Origin of the sequence: Streptomyces sp. NPDC057486 (genome assembly GCF_042802415.1) — a bacterium.
In the GTDB taxonomy this organism is placed as follows: Bacteria; Actinomycetota; Actinomycetes; order Streptomycetales; family Streptomycetaceae; genus Streptomyces; species Streptomyces yanii.
On the sequence record NZ_JBHVEE010000001.1, the window covers coordinates 233186 to 259149 of the forward strand.

23 protein-coding genes are annotated in these 25964 nt (G+C 70.1%); 16 read left to right on the forward strand and 7 right to left on the reverse strand.

Features of this window, described 5'->3' with window-relative positions; translation table 11 throughout:
- Positions 1 to 55 precede the first annotated feature (55 nt).
- On the forward strand, positions 56 to 295 hold the full coding sequence (locus ACFU6I_RS01190; RefSeq protein WP_384360072.1) for a hypothetical protein: 240 nt from the start codon (positions 56 to 58) through the stop codon (positions 293 to 295).
- On the opposite strand, the gene ACFU6I_RS01195 is transcribed toward ACFU6I_RS01190, so the two are convergent.
- Complete coding sequence (locus tag ACFU6I_RS01195) at positions 288 to 1742, reverse strand: NCS2 family permease (protein WP_384360074.1); 1455 nt, start codon at positions 1740 to 1742, stop codon at positions 288 to 290. The two genes, ACFU6I_RS01190 and ACFU6I_RS01195, sit on opposite strands and share 8 nt — an antisense overlap.
- Positions 1743 to 1929: 187 nt before the next feature.
- Here ACFU6I_RS01195 and ACFU6I_RS01200 point away from each other — a divergent pair, with 187 nt between their 5' ends.
- Positions 1930 to 2229 (forward strand): DUF2530 domain-containing protein, encoded by a 300-nt coding sequence (locus ACFU6I_RS01200; protein WP_384360076.1) that lies wholly within the window; start codon positions 1930 to 1932, stop codon positions 2227 to 2229.
- A 96-nt stretch (positions 2230 to 2325) separates the two neighbouring features.
- Positions 2326 to 4794 carry an HAD-IC family P-type ATPase gene (locus ACFU6I_RS01205; protein WP_384360078.1) on the forward strand — a complete coding sequence of 823 codons (2469 nt, stop codon included), beginning with the start codon at positions 2326 to 2328 and terminating at the stop codon, positions 4792 to 4794.
- A 3-nt stretch (positions 4795 to 4797) separates the two neighbouring features.
- On the opposite strand, the gene ACFU6I_RS01210 is transcribed toward ACFU6I_RS01205, so the two are convergent.
- From ACFU6I_RS01210 to ACFU6I_RS01225, 4 genes are all read right to left on the reverse strand, one after another.
- Positions 4798 to 5571, reverse strand: coding sequence for a DUF5707 domain-containing protein (locus tag ACFU6I_RS01210; protein ID WP_384360080.1), 774 nt, complete (start codon positions 5569 to 5571; stop codon positions 4798 to 4800).
- A 208-nt stretch (positions 5572 to 5779) separates the two neighbouring features.
- Positions 5780 to 6715, reverse strand: a complete 936-nt coding sequence (locus ACFU6I_RS01215) for a hypothetical protein (protein WP_384360082.1) — start codon at positions 6713 to 6715, stop codon at positions 5780 to 5782.
- A gap of 186 nt (positions 6716 to 6901) precedes the next feature.
- Complete coding sequence (locus ACFU6I_RS01220) at positions 6902 to 10162, reverse strand: sacsin N-terminal ATP-binding-like domain-containing protein (RefSeq protein ID WP_384360223.1); 3261 nt, start codon at positions 10160 to 10162, stop codon at positions 6902 to 6904.
- A 421-nt stretch (positions 10163 to 10583) separates the two neighbouring features.
- Positions 10584 to 11519 (reverse strand): DUF3027 domain-containing protein, encoded by a 936-nt coding sequence (locus ACFU6I_RS01225; RefSeq protein ID WP_384360084.1) that lies wholly within the window; start codon positions 11517 to 11519, stop codon positions 10584 to 10586.
- A 396-nt stretch (positions 11520 to 11915) separates the two neighbouring features.
- Between ACFU6I_RS01225 and ACFU6I_RS01230 the strand changes: the two genes are divergently transcribed.
- Genes ACFU6I_RS01230 through ACFU6I_RS01245 form a run of 4 tightly spaced genes read left to right on the forward strand, consistent with a single transcriptional unit; the run spans position 11916 to position 15434 of the window.
- Complete coding sequence (locus tag ACFU6I_RS01230; RefSeq protein WP_384360086.1) at positions 11916 to 13340, forward strand: MFS transporter; 1425 nt, start codon at positions 11916 to 11918, stop codon at positions 13338 to 13340.
- Between the two features lie 27 nt (positions 13341 to 13367).
- Complete coding sequence (locus tag ACFU6I_RS01235; protein ID WP_384360088.1) at positions 13368 to 13850, forward strand: DUF2771 domain-containing protein; 483 nt, start codon at positions 13368 to 13370, stop codon at positions 13848 to 13850.
- Positions 13851 to 13879: 29 nt separating this feature from the next.
- A complete protein-coding gene (locus ACFU6I_RS01240; protein ID WP_384360090.1) occupies positions 13880 to 14575 on the forward strand; it encodes a futalosine hydrolase in 696 nt (231 codons plus the stop codon).
- A complete protein-coding gene (locus ACFU6I_RS01245) occupies positions 14559 to 15434 on the forward strand; it encodes a 1,4-dihydroxy-6-naphthoate synthase (protein ID WP_384360092.1) in 876 nt (291 codons plus the stop codon). Before ACFU6I_RS01240 ends, ACFU6I_RS01245 begins: the two co-directional genes overlap by 17 nt.
- A 232-nt stretch (positions 15435 to 15666) precedes the next feature.
- Here ACFU6I_RS01245 and ACFU6I_RS01250 read toward each other — a convergent pair whose 3' ends face one another.
- The gene (locus ACFU6I_RS01250; protein ID WP_037692759.1) at positions 15667 to 16050 is read right to left on the reverse strand and encodes a cold-shock protein; all 384 of its coding nucleotides are present in this window, start codon (positions 16048 to 16050) and stop codon (positions 15667 to 15669) included.
- 198 nt (positions 16051 to 16248) lie between these two features.
- Here ACFU6I_RS01250 and ACFU6I_RS01255 point away from each other — a divergent pair, with 198 nt between their 5' ends.
- The 6 genes from ACFU6I_RS01255 to ACFU6I_RS01280 all read left to right on the forward strand — a co-directional run bounded on the left by ACFU6I_RS01255 (position 16249) and on the right by ACFU6I_RS01280 (position 22072).
- Positions 16249 to 16482, forward strand: a complete 234-nt coding sequence (locus ACFU6I_RS01255) for a hypothetical protein (RefSeq protein ID WP_384360094.1) — start codon at positions 16249 to 16251, stop codon at positions 16480 to 16482.
- Positions 16483 to 16813: 331 nt separating this feature from the next.
- Positions 16814 to 17236 (forward strand): DUF6507 family protein, encoded by a 423-nt coding sequence (locus tag ACFU6I_RS01260; protein WP_384360096.1) that lies wholly within the window; start codon positions 16814 to 16816, stop codon positions 17234 to 17236.
- Positions 17233 to 19575, forward strand: coding sequence for a hypothetical protein (locus ACFU6I_RS01265; protein ID WP_384360098.1), 2343 nt, complete (start codon positions 17233 to 17235; stop codon positions 19573 to 19575). Before ACFU6I_RS01260 ends, ACFU6I_RS01265 begins: the two co-directional genes overlap by 4 nt.
- Before the next feature lie 8 nt (positions 19576 to 19583).
- Positions 19584 to 20228 carry a hypothetical protein gene (locus ACFU6I_RS01270; protein WP_384360100.1) on the forward strand — a complete coding sequence of 215 codons (645 nt, stop codon included), beginning with the start codon at positions 19584 to 19586 and terminating at the stop codon, positions 20226 to 20228.
- Positions 20229 to 20305: 77 nt separating this feature from the next.
- Entirely contained in the window at positions 20306 to 20581 is a 276-nt protein-coding gene (locus ACFU6I_RS01275; RefSeq protein ID WP_384360102.1) for a hypothetical protein, read from the forward strand.
- Positions 20582 to 20665: 84 nt separating this feature from the next.
- Positions 20666 to 22072, forward strand: coding sequence for a DUF6177 family protein (locus ACFU6I_RS01280; protein ID WP_384360104.1), 1407 nt, complete (start codon positions 20666 to 20668; stop codon positions 22070 to 22072).
- A 163-nt stretch (positions 22073 to 22235) separates the two neighbouring features.
- On the opposite strand, the gene ACFU6I_RS01285 is transcribed toward ACFU6I_RS01280, so the two are convergent.
- The gene (locus ACFU6I_RS01285; RefSeq protein ID WP_384360106.1) at positions 22236 to 22850 is read right to left on the reverse strand and encodes an HAD family hydrolase; all 615 of its coding nucleotides are present in this window, start codon (positions 22848 to 22850) and stop codon (positions 22236 to 22238) included.
- Positions 22851 to 22967: 117 nt separating this feature from the next.
- Between ACFU6I_RS01285 and ACFU6I_RS01290 the strand changes: the two genes are divergently transcribed.
- Genes ACFU6I_RS01290 through ACFU6I_RS01300 form a run of 3 tightly spaced genes read left to right on the forward strand, consistent with a single transcriptional unit; the run spans position 22968 to position 25905 of the window.
- Positions 22968 to 23978, forward strand: a complete 1011-nt coding sequence (locus tag ACFU6I_RS01290) for an iron ABC transporter permease (RefSeq protein WP_345512240.1) — start codon at positions 22968 to 22970, stop codon at positions 23976 to 23978.
- The gene (locus ACFU6I_RS01295; protein ID WP_384360108.1) at positions 23975 to 25054 is read left to right on the forward strand and encodes a FecCD family ABC transporter permease; all 1080 of its coding nucleotides are present in this window, start codon (positions 23975 to 23977) and stop codon (positions 25052 to 25054) included. Before ACFU6I_RS01290 ends, ACFU6I_RS01295 begins: the two co-directional genes overlap by 4 nt.
- Positions 25051 to 25905, forward strand: a complete 855-nt coding sequence (locus tag ACFU6I_RS01300) for an ABC transporter ATP-binding protein (RefSeq protein ID WP_384360110.1) — start codon at positions 25051 to 25053, stop codon at positions 25903 to 25905. The genes ACFU6I_RS01295 and ACFU6I_RS01300 overlap by 4 nt, the downstream gene beginning before the upstream one ends.
- Positions 25906 to 25964: the final 59 nt, after the last annotated feature.

Sequence of the window (25964 nt, forward strand, 5' to 3'; positions counted from 1 at the left end):
AAGACCACTCGGTGGTACACGTGCGCCGGATCGCTCACCCGAACGAGTGAGTTGGATGCGGAAAGTGACGCCAAACGAGCTCGAAGGCCTAACCCTGCTTGCCATGGGATCGACAGTGCTCAGCCTGCGGGTAGACGGTGAGCTGCTCGACCGGCTCCGGCAGCACGCCGCCAAACGCGGAATGAGCGTCCAGGACTATGTGGTCCGGACGCTCATTCGGGACGACTTCGACGAGCGCTTCAAGACGGCCGTCGACGAGACGCAGAAGTTCTACGGAGCGGAAGAGGTCACGTGAGGCCGAGAGCCGGCATCGCGTAGTAGAAGACGAAGACCGCCGACACGACGTACATGGCCAGCGGCACCTCGCGCCAGCGACCCGCCGCCACCCGCAGCACGGAGAAGGCGATGAAGCCGATGCCGATGCCGTTGGTGATCGAGTAGGTGAACGGCATCATCACCATGGCCAGGAAGGCCGGGATGGCGAGCGTGTAGTCGCTCCAGTCGATGTCCCGCACCGAACCCGCGATGATCAGGAAGCCGACGGCCAGCAGCGCCGGAGTGGCCGCCTGTGACGGGACCATGGTCGCCAGTGGCGTCAGGAACAGGGCCACCGTGAACAGCAGGCCGGTCACCACGCTCGCGAAGCCGGTGCGGGCGCCTTCGCCGACGCCCGCGGTGGACTCCACGAAGCAGGTTCCTGCGGAGGCGGAGCTCGCACCTCCCGCGGCGACCGCGATGCCGTCCACGAACAGCACCTTGTTGATGCCGGGGAAGTTGCCGTCCTTGTCCATCAGCTTGGCCTCGTCGCCGACGCCGAGGATGGTGCCCATCGCGTCGAAGAAGCAGGACAGCAGCACGGTGAAGACGAACAGGATGCCGGTGAGCACACCGACCTTGTCGAAGCCGCCGAACAGACTGACGTGGCCGATCAGCCCGAAGTCGGGGGTGGCGACCGGATTGCCCGGCCACTGCGGGACGGTCAGACCCCACGCCTCGCCCGGCAGATCGGCGACCGCGTTGATGATCAGCGCGACGACCGTCATCGAGACGATGGAGATGAGGATCGCGCCCGGCACCTTGCGGACGATCAGCGCGAGCGTGAGCAGCGCGCCGAGGACGAAGACCAGGACCGGCCAGCCATGGAGGTGGCCGTCGCTGCCGAGCTGGAGCGGCACGGTGGTGTGCGCGGCGTCCGGGATGCGGGAGACGAAGCCCGAGTCGACCAGACCGATCAGCAGGATGAAGAGACCGATACCGATGGCGATGCCCTTGCGGAGCGACGTCGGCACCGCGTTCATCACGCGTTCACGCAGCCCGGTCGCGACCAGCAGCATGACGACGATGCCCGCGAGGACGACCATGCCCATCGCGTCCGGCCAGCTCATCCGGGGGGCGAGCTGGAGGGCGACGACGGTGTTGACGCCGAGGCCGGCGGCCAGCGCGATCGGCACGTTGCCGATGACGCCCATCAGGAGCGTGGAGAACGCGGCGGTCAGCACGGTGGCGGTGACCAGCTGGCCGCCGCTCAACTGGTGCCCGTACATGTCCTTCGCACTGCCGAGGATGATCGGGTTCAGCACGATGATGTACGCCATCGCGAAGAACGTGGCGAATCCGCCACGGATCTCGCGCGCGACCGACGACCCCCGCTCGGAGATCTTGAAGAAACGATCCAGGCTGCCGTGCGGCTGCGGAGCCGGAGGCTGCTTGGAGGCGACCGGAGCGGTGGCCGAGGGGGACATGTATGACCTCAGTCGTACGTAGAAAGGAGAAAAAAGTGGTCAGCTTTGGACTTTTACACGAATAAATCGAGCCAGCCATAAGCAGATTCAGTATGAATACATAAGGCGAAGATCGCTATCTCCGCGCGTAGACCCATGGGCCGACTAGGCCGAGGGGCTTTGCATACGGGCCGCATAGACTGAGCCCATGGCGAAGTGGACACCGACACACGAGGCACCCGAGCCCCTGGAGGGGCCCGTCGTCGCCACCATCACCGGCGGCACGATCCTCTGGTTCGTCCTCTTCCTCGTGCAGCTGCCGTTCTACGGCTGGTTCGACGACCACGGGCACGCGTGGTGGATCTGGACATGTCTGGCCGGTGCCGGGCTCGGACTGATCGGCATCTGGTACGTGCGGGGGCGCGACGCGGCGATCAAGCGGGCGGCCGTCGGGGCCCGACCGGCTGAAGCGTCCGGCGCCACCGACGAAAGTCGGGGTCGGCCCTGACTTCCGTACCGCCCGAGGACCATTCCGCTCCTCCTGCGGTCTGATCTTCGACCCCCCGGCGGGTGAACCGGACGTTCCACCCGTACCGTCGGAACCATGACGCAGCGGGCACTCCGCTCCTCCGGGGAGCACACACCCGGCCGACGCCGGCTGGCCAGGATCGACGCCGGTTCCGAACTCGACCCGGTCCACCCGATGAAGCTCCCTGCCACGGCCGTCCGCACGAGCGGGCTGACCGCGGCCGAGGTGGCCGAGCGGATCGCCCGGGGCGAGGTCAACGACGTACCCGTCCGCTCGTCCCGCTCCGTCAGTGAGATCGTCCGGGCCAACGTCTTCACCCGGTTCAACCTGATCATCGGCGTGCTCTGGCTGATCATGCTGTTCGTCGCGCCGATCCAGGACAGCCTCTTCGGCTTCGTGATCATCGCCAACACAGGTATCGGCATCGTCCAGGAATGGCGCGCCAAGAAGACCCTGGACAGCCTCGCGGTCATCGGTGAGGCGAAACCCATGGTCCGCCGCGACGGGGTCGCGGCGGAGATCTCCACCTCCGAGATCGTCCTCGGCGATCTCGTCGAGCTCGGGCCCGGCGACAAGGTCGTGGTCGACGGCGCGGTGGTCGAGGCCGACAACCTGGAGATCGACGAGTCCCTGCTCACCGGCGAGGCCGACCCCGTACTGAAGCAGGCCGGCGACCCGGTGATGTCCGGCAGCTTCGTCGTCGCGGGCGGCGGCGCGTTCTCCGCCACCAAAGTCGGCCGCGAGGCCTATGCCGCGCAGCTCGCCGAGGAGGCGTCCCGCTTCACGCTCGTCCAGTCCGAGCTGCGCAGCGGCATCAGCACGATCCTCAAGTACGTCACCTGGATGATGGTGCCGACCGCGATCGGCCTCATCATCAGCCAGCTCGTCGTCAAGAACAGCAACGTCAGGGACTCGATCGCCCGCACCGTCGGCGGCATCGTCCCGATGATCCCCGAGGGCCTGGTCCTGCTCACCTCGGTCGCCTTCGCGATCGGTGTCGTGCGGCTCGGCCGCAAGCAGTGCCTCGTGCAGGAGCTGCCCGCCATCGAAGGTCTCGCCCGGGTCGACGTCGTCTGTCTGGACAAGACCGGGACGCTCACCGAGGGCGGGATGGACGTCACCGAGGTGCGTCCACTGAACGGCGCGGACGACCCGTACATACGCCAGGTGCTGAGCGCCCTCGGCGCATCCGACCCGCGGCCCAACGCCAGCCTTCAGGCGATCATCGACGCGTACCCGTCCCCGAACGGCGAAGCATGGCGGTGCACGGAGGCTCTCCCGTTCTCCTCGGCGCGCAAGTACAGCGGCGCCGCGTTCGTCGAGACCGACGGGCGGTCGTCGACCTGGCTGCTCGGCGCACCCGATGTGCTCCTCCCCGACGAGGACCCGGCGCTCGGCGAGGTCGAGCAGCTCAACGAGCAGGGGCTGCGGGTGCTGCTGCTGGCGCGCGCCGAGGGCGAGCTGGAGGGGCCGGAGATCGCCCACGGGGCCGTACCCACCGCGCTGATCGTGCTGGAGCAGCGGCTGCGGCCGGACGCCGGGGACACGCTGCGCTACTTCGCCGACCAGCGGGTCGCCACGAAGGTCATCTCCGGGGACAACGCCGTCTCGGTCGGCGCGGTCGCGGGCAAGCTCGGCCTGCCCGGCGCCGAGCACACGCTGGACGCGCGCCGGCTGCCCACGGACCCGGACGACATGGCCACGGCCATGGAGGAGAACGCGGTCTTCGGCCGGGTCACCCCGCAGCAGAAGCGCGAGATGGTCGCCGCCCTCCAGTCCCGCGGCCACACGGTCGCGATGACGGGCGACGGGGTCAACGACGTGCTGGCGCTGAAGGACGCCGACATCGGGGTGTCGATGGGTTCGGGCTCCGAGGCGACACGCGCCGTGGCCCAGATCGTCCTGCTGAACAACAGCTTCGCGACGCTGCCGTCGGTGGTCGCGGAGGGCCGCCGGGTGATCGGCAACATCACCCGGGTCGCCACCCTGTTCCTGACGAAGACCGTCTATTCGGTGCTGCTGGCGATCCTGGTGGTCTGCTTCCAGGTCGAGTACCCGTTCCTGCCCCGGCATCTGACCCTGCTGTCGACGCTGACGATCGGCGTCCCGGCGTTCTTCCTGGCCCTCGCCCCGAACAAGGAGCGGGCCCGGCCGCACTTCGTCCGCAGAGTCATGCGGTACTCGGTGCCGTCCGGCGTCATCGCGGGCATCGCCACCTTCGCGACGTACCTGGTCGCCCGGCACTACTACACGGGTACGGAAGCGCTGGGCGCGGAGACCAGCGCGGCGACGCTCACGCTGTTCCTGGTCTCCATGTGGGTGCTCGCGATCATCGCCCGCCCGTACACCTGGTGGCGGATCGTCCTGGTCGCGTCGATGGGTGCGGCGTTCCTGATCGTGCTGATGGTGCCGTGGCTGCAGAACTTCTTCGCACTGAAGCTGGTGGGCACGGTCATCCCGTGGACGGCGGTGGGGATAGCGGTGGTGGCGGCGGCTGCCCTGGAGTTCACCTGGCGACTGGTCAGCCGCCGCTTCCCGGCGTAGCCGTTATCGCACGTCGACGAAGTCACCGGCGGTGGTGACGGCCGGGGTGGTGGACGTACCGGCGAAGCTGTAGCGCCAGTAGCCGTCGACCGAGGCCGTGACCGTGGTCTTCAGGTTGCCGGTGCTGTTCGTCTTGATCGTCTTCACCGTGGTGTAGGTGGAGCTGGTCTTCTTGCGGAACTGGAGCTTGACCGACTGACCGGTGTAGCCCGCGTACGCGTGCGTCTCCCAGTTGGCGCGCGACAGCTTGCCGGTGACCGTGATGGTCCTGCCCTTCCTGACGGGCTCCGGGGAGGCGTTGACCGTCAGCTTCGACAGCCGCTGGATCCTCGCCGTGGCGTAGGAGTCGTAGTGCGTGCTGGAGCCGTCCGTGGCCTCCACGCCGGTGAGGACGTGCCAGGAGCCGGCCAGCGCGTTCTTCGTCAGATCGACCCGCGGGTCGATCGTGATGGTGTACGAGCAGGTGGAGGTGGTGGCGCTCGCGGCCTTGCAGGTCGCTGCCTCCCCGTTCGGCAGCAGCGCACCGTCCATGCCCTCTTCCAGGTTCTTCCCGTGCCACAGGATCACCCAGCCGTCGGCGATGCCGGAGGCGTGCGAAGCGGTGACCGACACGGTGATGGTCTTCGCCGCCGTCGTGCCCAGCACGGTGTTCTTGCCGCCGTTGACGCTGACCTTGGAGATGACGGGATCCGCCGTTGCCGCGTGCGCGGCCGGGACGGCGAGGGCGGACAGGACCAGGGCGCCGGACGCGGCGGCCACAGTGGTACGTATGCGCATGTTCTTCTCCGGTGGAGAAAGGGGTCCGTCGGGCAGGCGGCGTGGTGGCTCCGGCCGCGACGGGACCCGAAGGGTCAGTGCGTCCGCGGACCCGGCGGGCCGAGTGGGAACGCACGGGATGGGGGTACGAGAAGCGGGACCCCCATACCGGAGATCCCGCTTCTCGTGTGGACCATGTGTGGAACTACGCCTGCAATCGGGCGTGGAACTACCGCACGTCGACGTAGTCACCCGCGGCGGAGACGGCCGGGGTGGTGGACGTGCCGGCGAAGCTGTAGCGCCAGTAGCCGTCGACCTTGGCCGTGCTCGTGGTCTTCAGGGTGCCGGTGCTGCTCGACTTGATCGTCTTCAGCGTGGTGTAGGTGGAGGTGCCCTTCTTGCGGAACTGGAGCTTCACCGACTGGGTCGCGTAGCCGTGGTAGGCCAGGTCGTCCCAGTTCGCACGGGAGAGCTTCCCGGTGATCGTGACGGTCTTGCCCTTCCTCACGGGCTCCGGAGAAGCGTTGACCGTCAGCTTCGAGAAGCGCTGGAGCTTGGTGGTACCCAGGCCGTCCTGCACCGCGTAGTCGATCTGGGTGGGGTCGGGGTTGGTCGGGTCCTGGCCGTTGTAGTCGACGGCGAAGCCCACCGCCTTCCACGTCGTGGCGTCCGCGTTGCCGATGAGGTCGTAGTACGGCGAGATGTCGATCTGCCCCTTGCAGGTGGCGACCGTCGAGGAGACCACCTTGCAGGTGGGGGCCTTGTAGCCGTAGAGCTCGTTCGCCGGGAAGTCGAACGAGCCCCGGTAGAGCGCGACATCGAGCGCGAATTCGGCGCCGAAGATGTCGACGTCGGCGGCGTGCGTCACGGTGTACGTGGTCGCCACGGTCTTCGTGGCGGAGGTACCCACGGCGATCGGCTTGCCGCCGTTCACGGTGAGCTTCGAGAAGGTCAGGTCGAGCGGGGCGCCGACGGTCCCGGCGGCGGTGACGGAGCGCGCGCCGGACTTCGCACCGGACTGCGCGCCGGACGCGGCCTGGGCGGCGCGCGCGGCATCGAGGACAGTCGAGCGGTGCGCGTCGTCGGCCTGAGCCGCAGACGGAACGACGAGGGCGGAGAGAGCCAGGGCGCCGGTTACGGCAGCCACCGTGGCACGAATACGCATGTTTCATTCCCCAATGTGGAGAAGGGCCCGCGAAGGTCGTCCGTTCCCGGGCCCAAGGCCGTCTGTGAAGCCTGATGGCTTCACAGACGAGACCCTTGAGACGCGTGAATGGTTGTGCGGCCCACGGGGATATTTTGCGAATACCTCACCCTGCCCGGGATATTGGCCCGTTCCGCCCCCACTCTGTCAGTCGAACCAGCGGTCTCGCGCCAACTCCTCCGTACGCGACGGGTCCTGCAGCAGCGCAGCGACCTCGAAACGGCGTGGCCACTGACCCGCCGCCCAGGCCAGGCCCGCCGCGACACCCTCCAGTGTCGAGGCGTGGACGGTCCCGTCCGGGGTGCGGCGCCAGTCCAGCTCGACGCCTCCCGCGCGGAGTTCGCCGTGTTCGACGTACGTGTCCGGGGTACCGGCGCCGAGCAGGATCCGTACCGACTCCGGCACCCGGTGCTCCTCGCCGTCCGTCGTCACCTCCGCCTCGACGGTCTCGCCGAGCCGCCGCACCTGGAACAGCTCGGCCAGGTCCGCGGCGCGCGCCGGGGCCACCGGCAGGAGCGGCAGACTGCTCGTCAGCGGCAGCAGGTCGGGGGCGTCCGCGATCAACGCGTCGGCCGCATCGACGACGCGTACCTCGCCGTCGACCACGGCCCGCAGCTCGTCGGGCAGCGTGACCTGCTCCGGGTCGAGATCGGCCAGGGCCGTGTACAGCTCGTGGAGTTGTACGGAGCCGACCGGGCGGTCCTCGTCCGCGAGCCGGCCGAGGAGCTCCGCCGCACCCCCGGGCTCGTCGAGGAGCGCGGCGACGGAGGTCCTCACGCCGAGGGCGCGCAGCACCTGGACGTCGTCGAAACCGGTCGCGTCGGCGGAGTCGTACAGTCCGGACAGTCGCGGGTCGCCACCCGCAGCCCGCAGCCCCGCCGGGCGGCGGCCGCCGAGCACCGGATGGTCGCGCAGCCACCAGGCGGTGTAGGAGCGCACGGACCGGGTCGTGCCGTCCGGGAGCAGCACCCGCACCGGCTGCGTCAGCGCGTCGCGCAGCGGCGGCCGGGAGAGCAGGGCGAGCGCCTGCGGCCAGGCATCGTCGTCGACGAGGTCGAGGTCGCGGACCGCGACGATCTCGGTGGCGACAGGCGGCACTTGGGCCTGCCCGTCGCCCGACCACCATCCCTCGCCATCACCGCTGCGCGGCGACAGACTCAATTGCAGCTGGTCGAGAATGTCCTCGCACCACACGTCGACGGCGTCGAGAAGTCCCGCGTCGTCCGGTTCGGCGAAGTCGCCTTCGCGGGGCTCCAGTTCGTCGGGGTCGAGGACGACATCGGCGGCCCGGACGAGCGCGAAGGTGGCCAGCACCCCGCATGCGGTAAGCGGCTGCTCGCCCCAGCGTTCCGTCAGTTCCTCGTCGCAGAGCGCGAGTTCACCCTCGCGCATGACGCTCGCGAACGGGCTTCCCGGCAGCACGAGTTCACCGGCGGGTGCGGGTTCGCCGTCCTCGTCGGGGAGGGCCAGTGCACCGAGCCAGGGCTCGTCGCCCGGCGCGAGGTCGGCGTCCCGGACGAGCGTGAGGACGGTGTCCGCGAGCTCCTCCGCATCCAGCGCGTCCTCGTCCCACACCTCGCCGGCGTCCAGCGAACCGGCGACGGCCGCACGCACCTGCGGGGTCGTCAGCACCGCGCGCGGGGTGGCGGGCAGGGCACCCAGCTTCTCCAGGAGCGGATGTGCGGCATCCGGATGCGCGACCTTCAGCCCGAGTCGGGCCAGTCGGCCCAGGACCGGGCCGGTGAGGGCGTCGGGTACCGGCAGGAGGACCTGTCGGGGACCGATGGTGGTGCGGGGTGGTGCGGCGTCCGGGGTGCCCGCCGCGCCCTCCACCGCTCCGGCCAGGGGGACCGGGAGTCCGGAGAGCCGGTCGGGGTCGACTCCCGACAGGCTGTCGTACAGCCGCCGCCACCAGTCGGGTTCGCGCTCCAGACCGGCGAGCCGGTCGATCGCCTCGGTCAGCGGGACCCGGGCGACGCCGAGGGTACGCAGTTCGCTCCGGCGCTCAAGTCCCGCGGGCAGCAGGCACGGCAGCACCTCGGCAAGCACCTGAACGGTCTCGGCGCCCACCCCCTCCACGACCTCCGCCTCGATCGGCCGCAGCGCGGTGGTGGCCACGCGGACGTTCTCCGACCCGGCGTCCCAGGCGTCCCACTGCTCGGGCTCGGCGGCGGCGTCGCGCGGAGCGGCGGGCTCCAGGAACGCGACGCGTGGCAGCCGGTCCAGGATCGCGCCGCGCACGGCACCGTCCAGTTCGCTCTTGCCGAGCGGGCCGGGCACGAGGTCGAGAGTGGCGATGGACACCGGATGCCAGTCGGCGAGCAGTTCGGCGTACGCGTCGGCCGCGCGCTGCACCAGGAAGTCGGTGAGCGGGCCGGGCGCGGGGTGGCGGCGCGTGGTGTCGAGCGGCAGCGACGCGATGAGCAGGGCGGGGACGCCGAGGGGCTCGTCGGTGGGGGTCGGCGCGTGCACGACGGGGGCGGTACGGGGGTACACCGGTGCCCCTTCCCCGTCCACGGGCACCGCCCAGGTCACCGACCAGTGCGGGCGCAGCCGTTCCTCCAGCGGGCGGTCGGCGAGCAGGGCCGGTTCGATCGGCCCGTGCTGGGCGACGGTGCGCCAGCGGTTCGTGCCGTACGCGGAGTCGTTGATGTGTGTGTAGGGCCCGTGCTGGGAACGGCTGAGCGTCCGCAGGTCCTCGGGGGTGTCGATGACGATCTCTTCGAGACCGGCGAGCGTCAGGAGGAGCGCGTCGTCGACGGCGGCGAGCAGCCGTCCGACGAGGTCCTCGGCGACGCCGTCACGCAGCGGCAGGACGACGACGGTGTCGTACCCGTCCGGTGCGGTGCCCTCGGCGGGCAGCGGAAGACGCAGCAGCGGTACGTGGCCGTCGCGGCGGCGGAGTTCGTCACCGAGGCCCGGGCTGCCGACGGCGGCCTCGCGGGCGAGATCACGGGCCTCGGCGAGGGACCAGCGGACGCCGCCGTGCCGGCCGACGACGGCGGGTTCGTCGCTGACCGCGAGGACGGCCGCGAACCCGACGCCGAACCTGCCGACGGCGGACTCGTGGCCCTCGCGCTTGGCGGAGGCGCGGAGCGTGCTGAGCGATTCGACGCCGGTGGCGTCGAGGGGGGCGCCGGTGTTGGCGGCGGCGAGGACGGCGGGACCGGTGTCCGAGGCGGGGTGAAGGGTGAGACGGAGCCGGCCGGGGACACCGGCGCGGGCGGCCGCATCGGCGGCGTTCTGGGCGAGCTCGACGACCAGGCGGTCGCGGTAGCCGCCGAGCGCGAGGTCCTCCTCGGCGTTGGCGTCCTCCCGGAACCGGGCCGGACCGGCGCCCCAGGCGTCGAGCACCCCGCGCCGCAGCCGTGCCGTCCCGAACGGATCGGCCCCCTCGGTCGCATTCATGCTCACGCTCTGACTCCGCTCTGTCCGGTGACGCGTTACCCGTGTGCGGCGGGGGTGTGCGTGCGCGTGCGTGCGCGTACACCCGTGCCGCCAGTGTGCGCCCGAAGGTACCGCGACCGACAATCCCGCGTGGCGCGGCGGTGGGGCGCCGCCCCCGTCCCCCAGCGCCGGGCGGGCTCGAAACGCCCCCGGCGCGTCGTCGCGCCGTGTCCGCCCTCGCCGGACGGGCTCGATCCCGCCTCCGAAAACGCACCCCGCGCCGCACCGAACGTCGCACGGGCGACCTGTCGGGCCCGTCCCGAGCGACACATCGAGCCCGTCCGGCGATCGAGGACAAGGCGCTCACCCGGAGCCCCGGGGCCGCACCGCAGCACGCGACCCCCCCGGGTACCGCAGACCCGGACCCCGGCGGCCAGGAGCGTCAGGAGTGGCCCAGGTCCTCCGACGGCGCATCCGGTTCCACCGGGACCGATCCGCTGTCCCGCGCCGGGCGCAGCGGGTATTCGTCCACCTGCATCGTGTCCAGCGCGTGCGGCGCCGGCTTCGGCGGCTTCGGCATCACCGCTGCCTCCGAGTGCCCACCGCAGCCGTACGACAGGGAGACCACATGACCGTCCGCCGGGCCGAACTCGTTCGCGCACACGCCGAAGGCCTGCCGCAGCGAACCGGCCAGCGGCACCAGGAAGGCGCAGGTGACACAGGAAGCCGGTGCCGCCTGAGCCATCGGCGTCTTCGCGCCGAATGTCTCGTCCCAGCGGTCGGCCGCGGCATGCAGCCCGTACCGGGACAGCACCCGTGCCCGTCGCATGCCGAGCTCTTCCGCGAGCGCAGCGATGGAACCGCGCCTCGTCGTCTCCGGGCGCGTCGTGAGTTCCGCGTCCTCCGCGTCGACGAGGTCGGCCATCTCCTCCGACATCTCGGAGGCCACCGAGTTCGGCAGCGGCTCTTCCTCGCCGCTGTACCCCGGCTCCAGACGCAGATCCTCCGCCTCCGTCGGCAGCAGATCACCGGGTCCCATGTCGCCGGGCCGCAGCCGCTCGCTCCACGGCACCCACTCGGGAGCGAGCAGTGCGTCGGTCCCCGGCAGCAGTACCGCCTCGTCGAGCGTGACGATCTTGGCGCGGGAGGCCCTGGCGACCGTCACCGCCCAACGCCAGCCCTTGTAACCGGGTTCCTTGCACTCGAAGTAGTGCGTGACGACCCGGTCCCCCTCGGAGACCAGGCCCACGTGCTCACCGACCTCCCCCGGCGCGGCCACTTCCTGGGCCGCCGCGCGCGCGAGGTCTACCGCCTCGGCGCACAGACGGTCGGGGGCAGGGGTACGGGCAGTACGGCTTCGCGTCGTAGCAGCACTCACAGGTCTCGCTTCTCTCCATACGCCGTCTCACGAGTGCGCCAGCAGATCCATCGATTTCGGGCATGACGGTTGCGGGCGGAGCGGACCTGGGGGCCGCGTCGACGTCCGCACCCGTTGTGCCTGCCTCGGGCGCGCCTTCTGCTATCCATTCTGCGGGATCGCCGAGAGGCGCGCGGCCAAGAACAACCGCCGGGGGCGCGCTACGCACGCTACCCTCTCCGCAGCTCCCCGCCCACCTGCCCGTCCCAATCGACGGCGTATCCACTGCCGTGTCCGGGTCGAGCCGTCGGAGGATTTCCCTGCGGGCAAGGTCCTCACTGACCCGACAGGGCGGCGTACCCCGTGCCCCGTACCGTTCTCGGTTCGTTACCGCAGTGGCTGGGGCACTATGACGGGGTGGCTTCCGCCAGGTCGCACGACGGGCCCGGCCCGCTCCGCAGGACGGGCCGGACGATCGGTCATGCCCTGCACGCGCCGTTCACCGGCACCGCGAAAGGCATCCGTAAGGCGACCCACGCCCACGGCGCCGGCGAATCCGGACTCGGCAAACTGATCGAGCTGCACGCAGTGAACGGCGCGGGCGACGTGATGATCACGGTGGCGCTCGCGTCGACCGTGTTCTTCTCCGTACCGACGGACGAGGCGCGCGGCCGCGTCGCCCTCTACCTCGCCGTGACGATGGCACCGTTCACTCTCCTCGCCCCTGTCATCGGCCCGCTCCTGGACCGTCTGCCGCACGGCCGCCGCGCCGCGATGGCGGGCGCCATGCTGGCGCGTGCGGTGCTCGCGCTCACGATGTCGAGCGCGGTCGCCACGGGCGGTCTGGAGCTGTATCCGGCGGCACTGGGCGTGCTGGTCGCATCGAGGGCGTACGGGGTCGTGCGCAGCGCGGTCGTGCCACGCCTGCTGCCACCGCGTTTCTCCCTGGTGAAGGCCAATTCCCGGGTCACCCTGGCCGGGCTTCTGGCCACGGGCGTGGCGGCGCCGATCGGGGCCGGGCTGCAGACCATCGGGGCGCCCTGGCCGCTCTACGGCGCGTGTCTGATCTTCACCCTCGGCACCGTTCTCGCGTTCACGCTGCCCCACAAGGTCGACTCGGCGAAGGGCGAACGCCGCGCCCAGCTGGTCGAGCCGCACGGCCATCAGCCCTCCGTCCGCAGCAGGCCCTCCGTGGCCAACGGGAAGAAGGGCAGGGCCAGGACCAACGGGGAGAAGGAGAAGCGGCCGGGGCTGCGGACTGTCGGGCCCTCCGTCCTGCACGGGCTCCAGGCCAATGCCGCGCACCGCGCGCTCTCCGGCTTCCTGATCTTCTTCCTGGCGTTCCTGCTGCGGGTGCACCCGCTCGCCGGGCAGAGCGCGGCCGTCTCGCTCGGCATCGTCGGTGTAGCGGCGGGGGTCGGCAATGCCCTCGGCACGGCGATGGGCTCCTGGCTCCGGGCCCGCGTCCCCGAGGTGATCATCGCCTCGGTGCTGGGGCTGGCGCTCGGTGTCGCCGTCCTCGCCGCGGTCTTCTTCTCCACCGTGATGGTCGCCGCGCTCAGCGCGGTGGCGGGCTTCACACAGGCACTGTCGAAGCTGTCGCTGGACGCGACGATCCAGCGCGACGTGCCCGAGGAAGTCCGCACGTCGGCGTTCGCCCGGTCCGAGACACTGCTCCAGATGGCCTGGGTGGTCGGCGGTGGTATCGGCATCGCTCTCCCCCTCAACGGCGTACTGGGGATGTCGGTCGCCGCGGGGATCCTCGCCCTCGGTGCGGCTGCCTCCGTACGGGGTCTGCTGAGTGCGGCACGACGCGGCTCGCCGCACCCCCGCGTGGCGTGAGCGGGAGCGACCGATAGCCTTCGGCCCATGACCGTTGCGTTCTTCTCCGGTAAGGGCCGTCGAATCGGCGTCGCTCTTGGTGCCGTGTCCGCGGGACTCCTTGTCCTGTCCGCCTGCAACAAGCCGACGCCGCTCGCCACCGTGACGGTCGGCGACACCTCGGTGAGTGCCGAAGCAACCTGCTACAACGACGGCAACGCCATCAAGGAGTCCCTGATCCAGGGCTGCCTCAACAACAAGAAGGCCGAGCACACCGTCAAGGTCGCGATGGACGACAAGGTCCGCTTCGGCGTCGACCCGAAGATCGCGGACAACGGCTGGACCCTCTTCATCAACGGCCAGCAGGCCGAGCAGGAGCCGTACAAGAAGACCTACCGGTCCATCCCGGGCAGCGCCTTCTTCTCCAGCCAGACCGGCGCGACCACGAACAAGACGCAGATCAGCATCGTGGAGACCACGGGCAAGAAGCTCACGGGCATCTGGCACTTCACCTTCGTGAAGACCAACTGACCCCCTCCCGACCCGGGAGGACCCTCCCCGTGCGTGTGCTCGTCGTGACCGCTGTCCCGGTGGAACGGGACGCGGTCACGCGTGCGTTCACGGACGGACCGGTGGTGGTCCGGGCACCGGGCGCCGAGCTGCACCGCGCCGGCGGTTTCGATGTCCTCGCGGGCGGCGCCGGTCCGGCCTCCGCGGCCGCCGCCGCCGCGTTCGGGCTTGCCTCCGGGTCCTACGGCCTGGTGGTCTCCGCCGGTATCGGCGGCGGGTTCTCGCCAGGCGCCCCGGTCGGCTCCCTCGTCGTGGCGAGCGCGATCGTCGCCGCCGATCTGGGCGCGGAGACCCCCGACGGGTTCGTGCCCGTCACCGCCCTGGGCTTCGGCCGGGAACGGTTCGAGCCGCCGCCCGCCCTGGTTCGGGAGGTGGCCGTCGCGACCGGCGCGGTCACCGGCGACGTCCTCACCGTCTCCACCGTGACCGGCAGCGCCGACCGTGCCGCCGCCCTCCGCGCCGCACATCCGGACGCCGTCGCCGAGGCCATGGAGGGCTTCGGGGTCGCCGAGGCAGCCGACCGGCTGCGCGTACCGGTGCTGGAGATCCGGGCCGTGTCGAATGCCGTCGGCCCGCGCGACCGGGACGCCTGGCGCATCGGCGACGCACTGGCCGCGCTCACCGACGCGTTCGGGAAGCTCACCCCCGTACTGGAAGGTTGGACCCACCATGACCGACTCGACTGAGGGCGCCGCGAAGCCCGGCACCGCTGTGAAGATCGCCTTCTCGCCGTGCCCGAACGACACCTTCGTCTTCGACGCCTGGGCGCACGGCAGGGTCCCCGGCGCGCCCGCCCTCGATGTCACCTTCGCCGACATCGACATCACCAACGGCATGGCCGAGCGCGGCGAGCTGGACGTGTTGAAGGTGTCGTACGCGGTGCTGCCCTGGGTCATGGAGGAGTACGCCCTGCTGCCCTGCGGCGGTGCGCTGGGCCGCGGCTGCGGACCGCTCGTCCTGACGAAGGAGCCGGGTACGGATCTGACGGGGAAGACCGTCGCCGTTCCGAGCGAGCGCTCCACCGCGTATCTGCTGTTCCGGCTCTGGGCGGCGGATGTCGTGCCGGGCGATGTCGGCGAGATCGTCGTCATGCCGTTCGACGAGATCATGCCCGCCGTGCGGGACGGAAAGGTGGACGCCGGTCTCGTCATCCACGAGGCGCGTTTCACGTACCGGAACTACGGGCTGCACAGCCTCGCCGACATGGGCGAGCACTGGGAGGCCACGACCGGGCTGCCGATCCCGCTCGGCGCGATCATCGCCAAGCGGTCACTGGGCGCGGAGACGCTGAAGCTGCTGGCCGAGTCGATCCGCACGTCGGTACGGATGGCCTGGGACGACCCGGAGATGTCACGTCCGTACGTGCTGGAGCACGCCCAGGAGATGGACCCGGCCGTCGCCGACCAGCACATCGGGCTGTACGTGAACGAGTTCACCGCCGACCTCGGCGAGAGCGGCTATGCGGCGGTCCGCGGGCTGCTCACGCGCGCGGCGGCCGAGGGGCTGGTGCCGCCCCTCGGCCCGGATGCTCTGTCGTTCGGCTGAGAGGGGCTCGCCCCTCCGAGTCCGGCCGTGACGGAATACGGCCGGACTCGGAGCCCTGGGGCGTGTGTCGGAAGTCCCGCCTGCCCGGCGACGCCCGGCACGCACGCTCGCTGCGTTGTCGGGGTCGTCCGAGTACGTCCAGTACGAGGACGACCCTCCGCCTTGCGATCGCACGCACCGGACGCCGCCGGGCCCACCCTTCGGGCGGACGGCGGGACTCCCGACACACGCCCTAGACGTCGAGCTGGTCGGCGACCGCGCGCAGCAGGCCGCCGATCTGCTTGCCGGCCGCCTTGTCGGGGTAGCGGCCCCGCTCCAGCATCGGCGTGATGTTCTCCAGCAGGGTTGTCAGGTCCTGCACGATCGATGCGAGCTCGTCCGGCTTGCGGCGCTGGGCGGCAGCGACGGACGGTGTCGGGTCGAGGATCGCCACCGAGAGCGCCTGGTCTCCGCGCTGACCTGCGACGACACCGAATTCGACGCGCTGGCCGGGCTTGAGTGCGTCGACTCCGTCAGGGAGCACCGACGAGTGCACGAACACATCGCCACCGTCGTCGCGGGAAAGGAAGCCGAAGCCCTTCTCGCTGTTGAACCATTTGACCTTGCCAGTCGGCAAAGCACGCACCCCATCTCAACCCGTAAGCCGGAACCAAACCTCAGCAGGTCAGGCCGTCCAATGGTCGTGCTCCCCTGCTGGCAGAAGCCTCCACAGGTGCAGTACCCCCCGTCAAGCCGGGTCATCCGGACTCTGTCCGGAAACGGCGCACTCCGGGTGAAGCGACGGTGGCTCCGGGGCGGGAACTACCCTGATGGGGTGAGTACTCCTCCCTCTGGCGCAGGTGACCGGCTTGTCCGCGTCGGCGCGATCGTTTTCTTCATCGGAGCCCTGGCCACAGTGGTCACGGTGGCTCCGCTGTTCCTCGGGACCGAGCCGTTCCCGTCCTTCGCGTATGCCGTGTGCATGCTGATGGGCGTGGGGTTCCTGATCGCCGCGGCGGGCGTGGTGCGGTCGGTATGGGCGGCATCCCCCAAGCGGACCGCACGCTGACGGGGACGGGCGCCGGGCCGTTTCGGCCGGCCCTGTCTCCGGGCAGGCAGCCCTCTTTCCCGCCGCAAACGCCGTGAGTCGTCCTGCTCGGCCACCCGATCCCCACCTCACGGGACAGCGACACGAGACACAAAGAGCCGTGTGAGCTGCTCATTCAGCGGTGGTTCTCGGTCACCACGACACCTCGGCGACCACGCTGCGCGCTTACCGCAACACATGTTTGGCTTGAAGTGCATTGCCACTGCGACGGGCATCTTGATACAGATGAAGATCCTGTTGTCAGTGGCATGCGCGTTGCCGGACGCAGTTGACGAGACGTATCAGCCGGGGGATGCAGGGGGTTGGTGTGACGGGGTGGGACATCAGGCCGAGTGGGGTGGAGTCCGTTCTGTCGTTGGTGGGGCTGGCGGCCGAGGACTTGAGCAAGGGTGTCAGGGGTTACGGCGCGAGCGTGGAGGACGCCGCGCTGCACGCGGGGACGATCAGCGGGCCGTACTGCGGTGAGGCCCCGGCGGGGCCGGTGGGAGCCGCGGTGGCGAACTTCGTCGCTGACACCCAGCAGCGGATCCGGTTCATGGCGGCGCGGACCAAGAAGTCGATGGACGGCACGGTCGAGGCCACCACCGAGTACATCGAGGGGGACCTGGCCATGGCCGCCCAGGCCCAGCGTGACGCGGCCAAGGCTCCGACCCCCGCTGAGATCAGGGCGGTCGGGCAGCGGGCCGGCCACAAGGGCGGGGAGCAGCCGGGGTGATCGAACCGGGTGGGATACCGCAGTACACCGGTGATTTCGGTCAGCTGGAGAAGGCTGCGTCCAGCTTGCGGACACATGCCGCGGGCATCCGGACCGGGGGGAAGGACGTCCACTCCCGCTTCCAGGCGACAGCTGCCTATTACAAGGCTCCCGAGGCCGACAAGCTGTTCTCCTCCACGCAGCCGGTGATGGACACGGCGGAGGAGTTCGCCGGGGACATCGAGGCGCTGGCCGATGTCCTGGACACGTTCATCTTCGAGGCGAAGCCCCACGCGGACCGGCTGGGGCAGCTGAAGCTGGACGCGTTCACCTTTGTCGACAGCGTCCGGGGTGATGACAACTGGAACCAGGACAAGGGCAAGGTCGATGCGCATCAGGCGTTGATGGACGGTGTGGCGGCGGCACGCGAGGGTTTCCAGGAGGCCGAGCGCAGCGCCGCCAACAAGATCAACGCGATCAGTCCGGGTGTGTGTCGCCCTCAGTGGGTGGTGGACGACGGCACCCACGGGCCCGGCATGTACGGCCAGGACGCCGACGCGCTCAACGACGTGAAGGACCTGCCGTGGGGCAGCCCCGAGGGACGTACCTACGAGCGATGGAGCCTGGAGTGGTGGGGGCACGGGGCCAAGAGCTGGGCATGGGACGGCATCGCCAAGGACAGCATCTGGGGCGGTATCGACGGCCTGGGCACCTTGGCCGGCTTCCACGGGGAGCAAGAGCGCGACCAGGCCTGGGACGGGCTGAGGCGCACTGCTGTCGGTGGCTACGCCTACGGCATGGACCTGTTCGGGCAGGACGAGCATCTGACCGGCTGGCAGCGCGACAGCAAGGCGTACGCCAAGGAGTTCGGCAAGCAGTTCATCGCCTACGACATGGGTGCGGAGGACCCCGCCCGCGCCCATGCCGTGGTGTCCTTCAACCTGCTCACCCTCGGCGCCGGTCCTCTGGCCGCCGCCTCGAAGCTCGGCAAGGGCGGTACTCTCGCGAAGGCGGCCGGCACCATGGCCAAGATCGGCGACGCCCTCGACCCCCTGGGCGGCGCCTTCAAGGCCGCCAAGGCCCTGTCGGACTTACCGAAGGTTTCCCAGGTCCTGGCCAACGTCAGCGACCACCTCCAGCTACCGAAGACGAAGTTCCCCGATGGTGCCTTCGACCTGAACGACCGGTATCGGGTCGACAAGGACGGCAACTTCGTTCCGCTCGACCCGGACGGCAAACCGAACGTCGACCCGGTCAAGCGCGAACCCGCCGCAGCCGAACGGGGCGTCGGCGGACCGCAGAGGGAGCGCGAGCCGGTCGGCGTGGGAGGACACGCGCCCAGGTCCAACCACGAGAACTCAGGCGGTGGACCCATTGGTGGAGACGGTGGAACACATCGCGGGGCGGGAAGCGCTGCACCCGGTGGCGCGGGTTCCACCATCCGAGCAACTGATGAAGGTGCACCGGGAGCAGGCCGTCACGGCCAAGGGGCCGCAGAGACCGGTGCCCTCCCCGACGCGCCCGGCCATGGGCGCGGTCCCGCTGACCCTCCCTCGGGCCCATCTCCCCACGATCCTCCCGGTCAGCACCGGACGAACCCTGCGCATGGCGATGTCAGCGGCCATGGTGACCCAACCGTGCCGCCCGAGACGCATCCGGTGCATGGCGACGCTTCGGGCGGTCCTCCCGGCATCGACCCGGCCAAGTACACCAAGGACGTCAACGACCTCGCGCAGGCCCATACGGGCCGAATCGAGCCGGAACAGGAAGCCGGAGTCGTGGCAGAACTGAACCGCGCCAGGATGGACCCGCGCGATCAGCAGTCAGTGCTTCGCGCCCTGCGCAAGGACCCGTACGGAGCCGGTGTCGCCGAGATGATCTCGCGCGGGCATCTGAGGAACGTGGAGGGCTACGACAAGCTGCTCGACATGTGTAAGAAGGGGCCCTCCAAGGGGGACCCGAAGGGCATGGTTCCGGCCGCATACATGGCCATGAGGCTCGCTACCGACCTGCAGGAGCACGGCATGCGCCGGGTGGGGGTCGAGCTCGATACGGACACCTTCGATCTCGACGTCTACACACGGAACCCCGACAGTTCCATCGACTACGGATACCAGCTCAAGGATGTCAACACCATCAAGGGCATCAACAGCGCAGCGCAGAAGGCTGCAACGCAACTGGCCCACGACGGCATCACCCATCGAGTGGCCGTGCTCGACATCCACCAGTCGATGGGGGAACTCACGCCCAGGATGTTTCGCGAGGCAGAATTTCAAGCGAGGGACGCCGGAGCGACATTCCTCCTGCGCTTCACTGATGGTTCCATAACCGTCCCACCAAATGGGCCCACATTCCCGTAAGGAAATCCATGTCGACATTGATGCGTGCGCCGCGGGAATGCGGTTCCTGGTTCTGGGATCTCTACGAGGTTGCTCCTCCAGGCCTGGAGTCGGCACTCTCGACTGCAGCGCAGATGAGTGAAGTGCTTGTCCGTCATGAACTCCTCACTCCAACCGAGTTGAAGTACGGCTGGAGCGTACCGGGCGTCGGAACGACCGGCATCACAAGCAGTCTTGAGCTCGCCAAACCATTGGGAGACCCGAGCCTTCCGGATCGGGTGCGAGGTAGCCGACCCGTCACGTTTCCCACCGCCGGGATCAGCCGCATCAGTGTCATCGGCTCGGGAACGTGGATTGATGCAGCCGGGCAACCCCGAAAAGAGCCGCAGCTGGTCAATCTGTCCCTCTCCACCGCCCCTACCGGCCTCTCGGCCGAACTGTCAGTGCACCACGACATCTGGGGATGGTACGACTTCGCGGGACACCCGCACCCCGAGGTCTGCCGGAACAATGCTCCGCGGCTTGCGGCAGCTCTGAAGGAACTCGGCGCTCTGCTCGGCATGTCTCCCGAGCCCGGCGAACCGACGTATTTCGGAACAGCCACATCTGAAGGTCTTGCGACGCCGGATGCGTACGAAGACGGCCTGGGGCCCGACCTGACCAACAGACTCTGATGACCGGAGGGTCGGCAGCTTCCGTGCCGCGGCACGGATCACAGGGCACATTCCGCAAGGAATCACGGCTGGTCGAAGTGTCGGTAGCCCCCGGCTCCATCGGCGCCTGGGCTGAACCGGCCGTCTACCACGACATCTGGAGCTGGTTCGATCTCTCCGGTCGTCCACACCCCGAGGTCCACAACCGAAACGCGCCACGGCTTGCGGACGCTCTGCGCGAAATCACCTCCGCCTTCGGCGTGGAACCCGAACCGGGTGAGCCGACGCACTTCGGTCATACTGTCGGCTTCGGCGTCTCCACCCCGGACGCGGACGACAACGGCATGGGCCTCGACCTCACCGACCACCTCTGACTGCCGAGAAGACGACTTCCGTCCCGTGCCGCGGATGACAGAAGCGTCCTTGGACCTACCGAGCCGCCGGTTCAGGAGCAGCACATGACTCAGGACGCCATCGCCCTGACCCCGCAGATGCCGGATACCAAGACACTGCTGGCCGGGCTCCACGCCGGTGGTTCCGATTTGCGGGTGAACCGGGCAGGCGATGGGGCCGTCGTCCAGCTGTGCACCGCCTCCGGGCAGGCATTGGTGTCGGTCGAAGCGCCCCGGTACCTCCAAGTCCCGGGCGAGGTGCACCGGTTGCTCGGACCGAGCGTGGATGCGGAGTCGCCCGTGTGGTGGACCGAGGCGCGGGCGACCACGGCTGTGGAAGAGGCCGGACGGCTGGCCGGGTCCGTCGCCGGGCGCCTGACGGCCGTCCTCGGGGGCACCGTCTGGCCGCGTGAAGCCGGTCACACCGACGTCGTGGCCGATCTCGCAGACGCCGTAGGAGATGCGGCTCCCATGGGCGTCGACATGCTCACCGAGCAGGCCGCCGTCGTCATCCAGGGCCGCCCCGTCGTCGCTGTCACGACCTTGCTGACCGACGTGGTGCGCAACACGGCCCGCACCGGGCGTGAGCTGCACCTCGTCACCCCGCCCGGCACCCGGCTCACGCTGCCCGCCCGCACGCTGCTGGACGGGATGCCCTCCCGCTGGGTCGTGCGCGACCCCGAGTGCGGCTACTACGACGGACTTTCCGGGGCCGTGCTGCACTGGCACGGCGGTCGCTTCACCCCTGTCACCGGCGACGGCCCCCGGATCGCGGATGCCTTCCGGCCGCGACCCGGCACCGAAGGCGAACGGCAGCTGCTGCTCTCCATCCGTACGGTCCACCCGGCCGACGAGCGGCTCGTCCTGGGCGGCGCCTTGGAACAGGCCTGGCGCACGCTCACCGGAGCCCCGCCCGTCGGCTGGGCCACTGCGGAACCCGTCAACGTCCCCTGGTCGAAGCGGCAGTTGACCGACCTGACCCGCACCCGCGCCCAGAAGTCCCTGCCCACCTGGATCGTCGCCGTCGGCGCCCCCGACCGCCCGGCGATCGCCACCGTGCGCACGGCCCGTACTCACCTCGGCATCGAGGAGCACATCACTCTGGCCATCGGCTGCGGCGCAGACCGGAGCACTCCGGTGGACGTCTTGCCCGAGCTGGCCGAGTCCCTGACCACTGGACACAACCTCGCCACGATGATCAGCCAACTACGTACCGCACGCGCAGATCTGACCACCCCGGCCCACTACGAGCCGCCCCCGACACCTATCGGCTTCACCCTGGGCCCCGACGCCGTCGCCGACCTCGGACTCGACCACGCCCGCAGAGCCCTCGCCGACACCACACCCGTCCGGCTCGGCCCGGCCGCCCGAACCGCCCTGCACTACGCGCTCGGCGACGGCGCCGACCCCACTGCCTGGCAGCGACTCCGACAGATCAACGACCACATCAGCGGTGCCCGGCGTAAGGAATAGGCAGCATGCCGGCACGACTGCGCGGAGATCCTGCAAGTGGATCTGCAGCGGTGTCCATCGCGGAAACCTGCTGCGCATGCTCAAGTCGGTGCGCATCACGGACAAGACGGTCGCTGCCGAGCTGCCCTGGGCTCGTACCCAGGAGGTCGGCCCGAGACCTCGGCTACGCCGCGTACGCGTCCAGCCAGGACGGGAAGTCCGTGAGTGTGGACAGGACGACATCCGCTCCCGCCGCCCGCAGCTCCTCCGCGTCGCACGGGCCCGTGGTGACCGCGACCGACAGCGCGCCGGCCGTGCGGGCGCCCCGTACGTCCCCGATGTGGTCGCCCACGTACACGTGCGCCCCGTGCTCGCGCAGCGCCTCCCCCTTGGCCTCCGCCCACAGGCCGCCGATCACCGCATCGGGCTCGATCCCGAGGTGCGCCAGGTGCAGTTCCGCGTTCGGCCGGTGCTTGGCGGTGACGACTATGGCCCGGCCGCCCCGCTCACGGATCGCCGCGACCGACTCCCGGGCACCCGGCAGCGCAAGGCTCGGGACGATGGCATATGTGGGGTAGATCTCCCGGTAGCGGTCGGCGGTAGCGGCCACCGCATCGGCCGGAAACCAGTTCCGCAATTCGTCGTCGACCGGCGGCCCGAGCCTGCTCACCACCAGATCCGCGTCGATCGGCGTCCCTGTTTCGGCGGAAAGCGCCAGGTAGGCGGCCTTGATACCGGGCCGGGAGTCGATGAGCGTCATATCGAGGTCGAAGCCGACCGTCAGTGGATGTGCAGACATGGCATCCATTGTCGCGGGGCCGGGCGAAGCGGCGGTCCCGGTACGGCCCTCGGGCACCGGAACGGCGATGCTTAGACTTAGCCAAGCCTAAGTTTGCTTCGCTTCCGATTGGGTCCGATGTCAGCCGCCGCACCACGCCGCTCCAGACGCGCACTCGCGACGGCGGCGGCCGTCGCGGCGCTGCTGGTGGCGGTACTTCTCAGCCTTGCCGTGGGGGCACGCTCCATACCCCCGTCCCAGGTGATCGACGCCCTGCTGCACGGCGGGCACTCCGACGCCGCCGAGGTCATCCGGAACATGCGGGTGCCACGCACCCTGATCGGGCTGATGGTCGGCGCGGCACTGGCCCTCGCGGGCACGGTGCTCCAGGGCATCACCCGTAACCCCATCGCCGACCCCGGGATCCTCGGCATCAGCCAGGGCGCCTCGGTGGGCGTGGTGCTGGCCATCGCGTACGTCGGGATCCACACCCTGACGGGGTACGTGTGGTTCGCGTTCGCGGGTGCCGCGATCGCCTCCGTCGCCGTGTACGCCATCGCGTCCAGCGGGCGCGGGGGCGCCACCCCCGTGAAACTCGCCCTCGGCGGCGCCGCGATCAACGCGCTGCTGGTGTCGGTGACGATGGCGGTGCTGACGACCAAGGCGTCCGCGCTGGACGAGTTCCGCTTCTGGCAGGTCGGCTCGATCGCCGGGCGCGAGGCCGACGTGGCTCAGCAGATCTGGCCGTTCATGCTGGTCGGAACCGTGCTCGTGCTGTCCGTGGCCCGCGGGCTCGATGCGCTGGCCCTCGGCGAGGACGTGGCGAAGGGGCTCGGACAGAAGGTCGCGACGGTACGGATCGTCGGCGGCGCCGGGGCCACCGTGCTGACCGGCGTCGGCGTCGCGGCGGCCGGCCCGATCGCGTTCATCGGACTCGCCGTCCCCCACATCGCCCGCGCGATCGTCGGCAGCGACCACCGCTGGGTGCTGCCGATGGCCGCTCTGATCGGGCCCGTCATGCTGCTCGTCTCCGATGTCATCGGCCGCATCGTCTTCCCGCCGAGCGAGGTCCCGGCGGGTGTGATGACGGCACTGATCGGGGTTCCCTTCCTGGTCACGCTGGTGCGCCGGAAGGCGGTGCCCGCATGAGCGACACCACGGTCCGGGTGCGGCCCGCCGGGTACCACGTCGTACGGATCGGGGCGCGGGGCCGGTTCCTGCTGCACCGGCGGGCGGCCGTCGTCGCCGCCGCGCTCGTCGCCTCGCTGGCCGCCGTCTGTGTCGCGTACCTCTGCGTCGGCGAGAGCTTCGTCGCCCCCGGCGAGGTCATGAAGGTGATCCTGGGGCAGCCGTCCCCGGACGAACTGGTCGTCGGCACGCTGCGGCTGCCGCGCATGGTCGTCGGGCTGCTCGTCGGCGCGGCCTTCGGGATCGCCGGTGCGCTGATCCAGACAGTGGCCCGCAATCCGCTGGCCAGTCCCGACATCATCGGCATCAGCCAGGGGGCGGGCGCGCTCACGGTCGGCGCGATGACCTTCGGCGTCACCTCGTACACCGTGCTGCCGTACCTGTCCGTCATCGGCGGGGTGGCCGCGGCGGCCCTCGTGTACGTCTTCGCCTGGCGGGGCGGGCTGCACGCCACCCGCTTCGTCCTCATCGGCATCGGCTTCGCCATCGCGCTGCGGTCGGTCACCACACTGTTCCTGACGAAGGGCGACTACCTGGTCGCGCAGCAGGCGCAGATCTGGATGACCGGCTCGCTCAACGGCCGCGGCTGGTCCGAGGCCGCGCCGATCGGCTGGACGCTGCTGATCCTGCTGCCGGCCGTCCTGTGGGCCGCCCGCGCCCAGCGCACCGTCTCGATGGACGACGACACCGCGACGGCCCTCGGAGTACGTCTGGGACGCGTACGGCTGGGGCTCGTCGCCATCGGCGTGATCCTGGCGTCCGTGGCGACCGGAACGGCCGGTCCCGTCGACTTCGTGGCACTCCTCGCCCCGCAGATCGCCCGCCGCATGACGCGGACCGCGCAGATCCCCCTGCTCTGCTCGGCGCTGCTCGGCGCGGTGATCGTCGTCTTCGCCGACCTGCTGGCGCGCAAGCTCTTCTCGCCCACCGAGTTGCCGGTGGGCGTGCTGACGGCGGCGGTCGGCGCCCCGTATCTGATCTGGCTGATCATCCGCGGTCACGGTGGCGGTCGCGGCCGTAGTGGAGGCACTGCATGAGCTCGACCCGTACGTCCGACACCGCGACGACCACGACCAGCCGGCTCGCGACGCGGGAACTGACCCTCGCGTACGAGGACCGCACCGTCGTCCAGGAGCTGGACCTCGCCATTCCCGACGGCCGGGTCACCGTCATCGTCGGCCCGAACGCCTGCGGCAAGTCGACCACCCTGCGGGCGCTCGGCCGACTCCTCAAGCCGCGCGGCGGGGCCGTGCTCCTGGACGGCACCGAACTGTCGAGGATCCCCACGCGGAAGATCGCACAGTCCATCGGGCTGCTGCCGCAGACTCCGGTCGCGCCCGAGGCGATCACCGTGTCCGACCTCGTCGCCCGTGGCCGCCAGCCGCACCAGCACTGGTGGCAGCAGTGGTCGGACGAGGACGAGCGGGCGGTGACCGACGCGATGGAGCGCACGGACATCACGGCACTCGGCGACCGGTCGGTGGACGAACTCTCCGGCGGTCAGCGACAGCGGGTCTGGATCGCGATGGCGCTGGCCCAGGAGACGGATCTGCTGCTGCTCGACGAGCCGACGACGTACCTCGACATCGCGCACCAGGTGGAGGTTCTCGACCTGGTGCGGCAGCTCGCCGCCCCGGCGGCGGACGGCACCCGGGGCCGCACCGTCGTCACCGTGCTCCACGACCTGAACCAGGCCGCGCGGTACGCGGACCACCTGGTCGCGATGAAGGCGGGCCGGATCGTCGCCGAGGGCCGCCCCGAGGACATCGTCACGGCAGACCTCGTACGCCAGGTCTTCGGCCTGGAGGCAGTGATCGTCCCGGACCCGGTGACGGGTTCGCCGCTGGTGGTACCGGGGGCCCCGTGGTCCCACCCCGGCCTGGGGTGACCGGTTCCGTCCTCGATCGCCGGACGGGCTGGATTTTCGGCGCCGTGTCCCGGGGGGCC

Coding starts and splice junctions, on each gene's coding strand:
- ACFU6I_RS01190 (WP_384360072.1), top strand. CDS start 56: ATGCGGAAAGTGACGCCAAACGAGCTCGAAGGCCTAACCCTGCTTGCC.
- ACFU6I_RS01195 (WP_384360074.1), bottom strand. CDS start 1,742: ATGTCCCCCTCGGCCACCGCTCCGGTCGCCTCCAAGCAGCCTCCGGCT.
- ACFU6I_RS01200 (WP_384360076.1), top strand. CDS start 1,930: ATGGCGAAGTGGACACCGACACACGAGGCACCCGAGCCCCTGGAGGGG.
- ACFU6I_RS01205 (WP_384360078.1), top strand. CDS start 2,326: ATGACGCAGCGGGCACTCCGCTCCTCCGGGGAGCACACACCCGGCCGA.
- ACFU6I_RS01210 (WP_384360080.1), bottom strand. CDS start 5,571: ATGCGCATACGTACCACTGTGGCCGCCGCGTCCGGCGCCCTGGTCCTG.
- ACFU6I_RS01215 (WP_384360082.1), bottom strand. CDS start 6,715: ATGCGTATTCGTGCCACGGTGGCTGCCGTAACCGGCGCCCTGGCTCTC.
- ACFU6I_RS01220 (WP_384360223.1), bottom strand. CDS start 10,162: ATGAATGCGACCGAGGGGGCCGATCCGTTCGGGACGGCACGGCTGCGG.
- ACFU6I_RS01235 (WP_384360088.1), top strand. CDS start 13,368: ATGACCGTTGCGTTCTTCTCCGGTAAGGGCCGTCGAATCGGCGTCGCT.
- ACFU6I_RS01245 (WP_384360092.1), top strand. CDS start 14,559: ATGACCGACTCGACTGAGGGCGCCGCGAAGCCCGGCACCGCTGTGAAG.
- ACFU6I_RS01260 (WP_384360096.1), top strand. CDS start 16,814: ATGCAGGGGGTTGGTGTGACGGGGTGGGACATCAGGCCGAGTGGGGTG.
- ACFU6I_RS01270 (WP_384360100.1), top strand. CDS start 19,584: ATGTCGACATTGATGCGTGCGCCGCGGGAATGCGGTTCCTGGTTCTGG.
- ACFU6I_RS01280 (WP_384360104.1), top strand. CDS start 20,666: ATGACTCAGGACGCCATCGCCCTGACCCCGCAGATGCCGGATACCAAG.
- ACFU6I_RS01285 (WP_384360106.1), bottom strand. CDS start 22,850: ATGTCTGCACATCCACTGACGGTCGGCTTCGACCTCGATATGACGCTC.
- ACFU6I_RS01290 (WP_345512240.1), top strand. CDS start 22,968: ATGTCAGCCGCCGCACCACGCCGCTCCAGACGCGCACTCGCGACGGCG.
- ACFU6I_RS01295 (WP_384360108.1), top strand. CDS start 23,975: ATGAGCGACACCACGGTCCGGGTGCGGCCCGCCGGGTACCACGTCGTA.
- ACFU6I_RS01300 (WP_384360110.1), top strand. CDS start 25,051: ATGAGCTCGACCCGTACGTCCGACACCGCGACGACCACGACCAGCCGG.